The 4,173-nt window shown below is 70.8% G+C and carries 5 protein-coding genes; 4 read left to right on the forward strand and 1 reads right to left on the reverse strand.

From position 1 onward, the window contains the following. Positions 1-816, reverse strand: an 816-nt coding sequence (locus tag HW445_RS20595) for a lysozyme (RefSeq protein WP_180222459.1), incomplete at its 3' end; no start/stop codon positions are given. 164 nt (positions 817-980) lie between these two features. Between HW445_RS20595 and HW445_RS20600 the strand changes: the two genes are divergently transcribed. The 4 genes from HW445_RS20600 to HW445_RS34285 form a co-directional block, all read left to right on the forward strand. Further along, positions 981-1,715, forward strand: coding sequence for a spermidine synthase (locus HW445_RS20600; RefSeq protein WP_374939675.1), 735 nt, complete (start codon positions 981-983; stop codon positions 1,713-1,715). Between the two features lie 97 nt (positions 1,716-1,812). Next, positions 1,813-2,550 (forward strand): response regulator transcription factor, encoded by a 738-nt coding sequence (locus tag HW445_RS20605; RefSeq protein WP_151771308.1) that lies wholly within the window; start codon positions 1,813-1,815, stop codon positions 2,548-2,550. Between the two features lie 71 nt (positions 2,551-2,621). Next, positions 2,622-3,677 carry a cell wall metabolism sensor histidine kinase WalK gene (locus HW445_RS20610; RefSeq protein ID WP_180222461.1) on the forward strand — a complete coding sequence of 352 codons (1,056 nt, stop codon included), beginning with the start codon at positions 2,622-2,624 and terminating at the stop codon, positions 3,675-3,677. Positions 3,678-3,983: 306 nt separating this feature from the next. Further along, positions 3,984-4,173 (forward strand): hypothetical protein (locus HW445_RS34285; protein WP_180222462.1); only part of this gene is annotated, 190 nt, incomplete at its 3' end.

The following is a 4,173-nucleotide window of genomic DNA, read 5'->3' on the forward strand; positions in this document are numbered from 1 at the left end:
CAGCGCCCGCACCCGGTCCAGCGCGCCGTTGAACCGGTTGTGGTCACCGACGATCGGCCCGGTCGAGGTGTACTGCCACATCGTGTAGTACGGCCACCCGGCCGGCAGCGTCCCCACCGCGGTGGCGTACCGCGCGACCCAGAGCGGGTTGGTGGCGCCGAAGCCGCTGTTGTTCCCGGTGCACTGGGTCCACCAGCTGGTGGCGGTGTAGATCACCGCGTCCCGTCCGGTCCGCGCCTTGTAGGTGGTGACGAAGTCACGGATCCACGCCACCATCTGGCTCTGCGTCTTCCCGTAGCAGGTGTCCCCGTACGGGTTCCACTCGATGTCCAGCACACCCGGCAGGGTCTTGCCGTCGCGGGACCATCCGCCCCCGTTGTCGACGAAGTAGTTGGCCTGGGTGGCGCCGCTCGTGGTGTCCGGGGTGGCGAAGTGGTAGGTGCCGCGGATCATCCCGACGTTGTACGAGCCGTTGTACTGCTGCGTGAAGTACGTGTTCTTGTAGTACGTGCCTTCGGTGGCCTTGACGTAGGCCCACTTCACCCCGCTGTTCCACAGCCCGGCCCAGTCCACGTTGCCCTGGTGGCTGCTGACGTCGACGCCCTCGGTCTGGGTGGCGGCGGCGCCGATGCCGGAGGGCGTGCCCTGCCGGCCGTCGTGGGCCAGGACGCCCATGCCCAGGTGGGCCGAGCCGCGGGCCGGAACGGCGCCGGCCGCGTCGGAGGCGGCGGCCGAGGCGGGGGTGGCGGTGGACACGGCGAGGGCCGCGAGGAGCGCGCCGACGAGGACGGCGCGCGAGGGTCTGAGCACGGACATGCGTACCTCCGGTGAGGGGAGCTGAAAGCGATGCTTGGCGCGAACATGTCAGTGGTGCCGGGATCGACGCTACGCCCGTAGAGCTCCCCCGAAAAGAGCGCACACCCCCGCTCCGGCCCGACGGATCCGCCGTTCGCCGGAATCCGGCCACCCGGCTTGGCAGGATGGAGGCCATGTCCGCCGCGTACACCCCGGCGTCGGCCGGGGAGACCGAAGCCCCTGTCGTCGTGGACCGCCGCACCGGCCCCCACGGCGAGATCGTCCTGCGCCGCCACGGCGCGCTGCTGCAGATCATCGCCAACGGCTGCTTCCTGATGGACACCTCCGACGGCCGCTCCGAGCGCCTGCTGGTCGACGCGGCCGCCCGCGCCCTCGACGAGGCGGGCGGCCGCCCGGAACCGCACCTGCTGATCGGCGGCCTGGGTGTCGGGTTTTCGCTCGCACACGCCGCGGCCGACCCGCGATGGGGCCGGATCACGGTGGTCGAGCGCGAGTCCGCGGTGATCGACTGGCACCGCTCCGGACCCCTGTCGCACCTCACGGCCGAGGCCCTCGCGGACCCGCGCGCGGAGATCGTCGAGGCCGACCTGATTCGTTATCTGGATGTGACATCCCACACCTGGGACGCCCTGTGCCTGGACATCGACAACGGCCCCGGATGGACCGTCGACGAGGGCAACGACAGCCTCTACTCACCGGCCGGACTCGCAAGCTGCGCAAGGGTTTTGCGGCCTGACGGAGTGCTGGCCGTGTGGTCCGCCCAGCCGTCCGCGAAATTCGAAGGTAGCTTGCGGAATGCCGGATTCCGGCAGGTGCGTACCGATCAGGTCCCCGTTGCCCGAGGAGTCCCCGACGTGGTGCACCTCGCGCTGCGGCCCGGGATGGCTCTCGCCGGGTGAATCCCCGTACGCTGCCCCTTGGCGCCGATCACCGGCGCCGTGACCGCAGGCATGGGAATCACCCCACGGATTCCGGAAAGCACACCAGGGGCGGGCGATGGAGCAGACACACACCTCGCACAGCGGAAGCACGGCGACGCAGGGCGCGCAGCGCAGAGTCCTGGTGGTCGAGGACGACCCGACGATCGTCGACGCCATCGCGGCCCGCTTGCGCGCCGAGGGATTCCTGGTGCAAACGGCGGGCGACGGACCGGCCGCCGTGGACACCGCGGAGGCCTGGCAGCCCGACCTGCTGATCCTCGACGTCATGCTGCCCGGCTTCGACGGCCTCGAGGTCTGCCGCCGCGTGCAGGCCCAGCGTCCGGTGCCGGTGCTGATGCTCACCGCGCGTGACGACGAGACGGACATGCTGGTGGGCCTCGGCGTCGGCGCCGACGACTACATGACCAAGCCGTTCTCCATGCGGGAGCTGGCGGCGCGCGTCCACGTGCTGCTGCGCCGCATGGAGCGCGCCGCGCTGGCCGCCGCCACGCCGCGCTCGGGCGTGCTGCGCCTGGGCGAGCTGGAGATCGACCACGCGCAGCGCAGGGTGCGGGTCCGCTCCGAGGACGTCCACCTGACGCCCACCGAGTTCGACCTGCTGGTGTGCCTGGCCAACACCCCGCGCGCGGTGCTCTCCCGTGAGCAGCTGCTGGCCGAGGTGTGGGACTGGGCCGACGCCTCCGGCACCCGGACCGTCGACAGCCACATCAAGGCGCTGCGCCGGAAGATCGGCGCCGAGCGCATCCGCACGGTGCACGGCGTGGGCTACGCCCTGGAGACGCCGACGCCGTGACCAGCGATCCGGCGGGCGGGAGCCCGGTGGGCGGGCGCAGACCGTACGGGCCGCCGTGCCCGCGGCGGGGCATGCGCCCGTTCTCGATCAAGACCAAGCTGTGCGTCCTGGTCGTGGCCTCGGTACTGATCACCACGGGTTTCCTGCTGATAGCGCTGCGCACGGACACCGAGCTGCGCTTCGTCATGGTCTTCTCCATGATCGCCACACTGCTGATCACCCAGTTCGTGGCGCAGTCGCTGACCGCGCCGCTGGACGCGATGACCGGCGTGGCCCGGGCCATCGCGCACGGCGACTACGGCCGCCGGGTCAGCGAGAACCGGCGGGACGAACTCGGCGACCTGTCCCGGGCGATCAACCGGATGGCCGACGAGCTGGACACCCAGGACCGCCAGCGCAAGGAGCTCGTGGCCAACGTCTCGCACGAACTGCGCACCCCCATCGCCGGCCTGCGCGCGGTGCTGGAGAACGTGGTGGACGGCGTCTGCGAGGCGGACCCGGAGACCATGCGGACGGCGCTGCGGCAGACCGAGCGGCTGGGCCGGCTGGTGGACACCCTGCTGGACCTGTCCCGGCTGGACAACGGCGTGGTGCCGCTGAAGGCCCGCACCTTCGAGGTCTGGCCGTACCTGTCCGGGATCATCAAGGAGGCCGGGATGGTCGCCGCGGCCCGCCCTGGCCTCGCCTCCGGCTCCGGCACCCACACCCGCAGCGACGTCCACCTCCACCTGGACGTGCAGCCCACGCACCTGACCGCGCACGCGGACCCCGAGCGGCTGCACCAGGTCCTCGCCAACCTCATCGACAACGCGATGAAGCACAGCCCGGCCCGCGGCCGGGTCACCGTGCGCGCCCGGGGCGGCCCGTACCCGGGCTCCCTGACGCTGGAGGTCCAGGACGAGGGTCCGGGCATCCCGCGCGCCGAGTGGCACCGGGTCTTCGAACGTTTCAACCGGGGCTCCGCCGCGCCGTCCCACGGTCCGGGCAGCGACGGCGGTACCGGTCTCGGTCTCGCCATCGCCCGCTGGGCCGTCGAGCTGCACGGCGGACGCATCCGTGTGGCCGAATCCGATCGCGGCTGTCGCATACTCGTCACCCTTCCGGGGGCGCTCCCGAAGCAGGGTTGACGTAAAGTTCGAACCAAGAACCCTTCAAGATCGAGCGGCGTCCGCGCCGGTCGGGCACGTGTGAGCACGTGGAAGGGGGGAACAGGCGCGTACGGAAGCCGTGCGCGGCTTACGCCGTCGTACCCGTACACACCTGTTTCCTAGGGGAACCCCGGTTGTTTCCCGCCATTTCCGCCGCCGAAACACGTCTGCGGATGTGACTTGCGCGACGATGACCGGGCCCGGCCTGACCATCCCTGCCGGGGAGGCGTAGCCTTTGTTCCCGCTGTCCATAACCTTGTGAAGCGGAAGAGGGCGGTTGCCGCCGTGTCGCCACAGTCCAGTAACTCGAGTGTCTCGACCGACGCAGGCTCGGCGGGTAACCCCGCCGCTGCGTTCGGCGCCAATGAGTGGCTCGTCGACGAGATCTATCAGCAGTACCTCCAGGACCCGAATTCGGTAGACCGCGCCTGGTGGGACTTCTTCGCCGACTACAAGCCGGGCTCCTCCGCCCAGC

Origin of the sequence: Streptomyces sp. UH6 (genome assembly GCF_013421635.1) — a bacterium.
Taxonomy (GTDB): Bacteria; Actinomycetota; Actinomycetes; order Streptomycetales; family Streptomycetaceae; genus Streptomyces; species Streptomyces abyssomicinicus.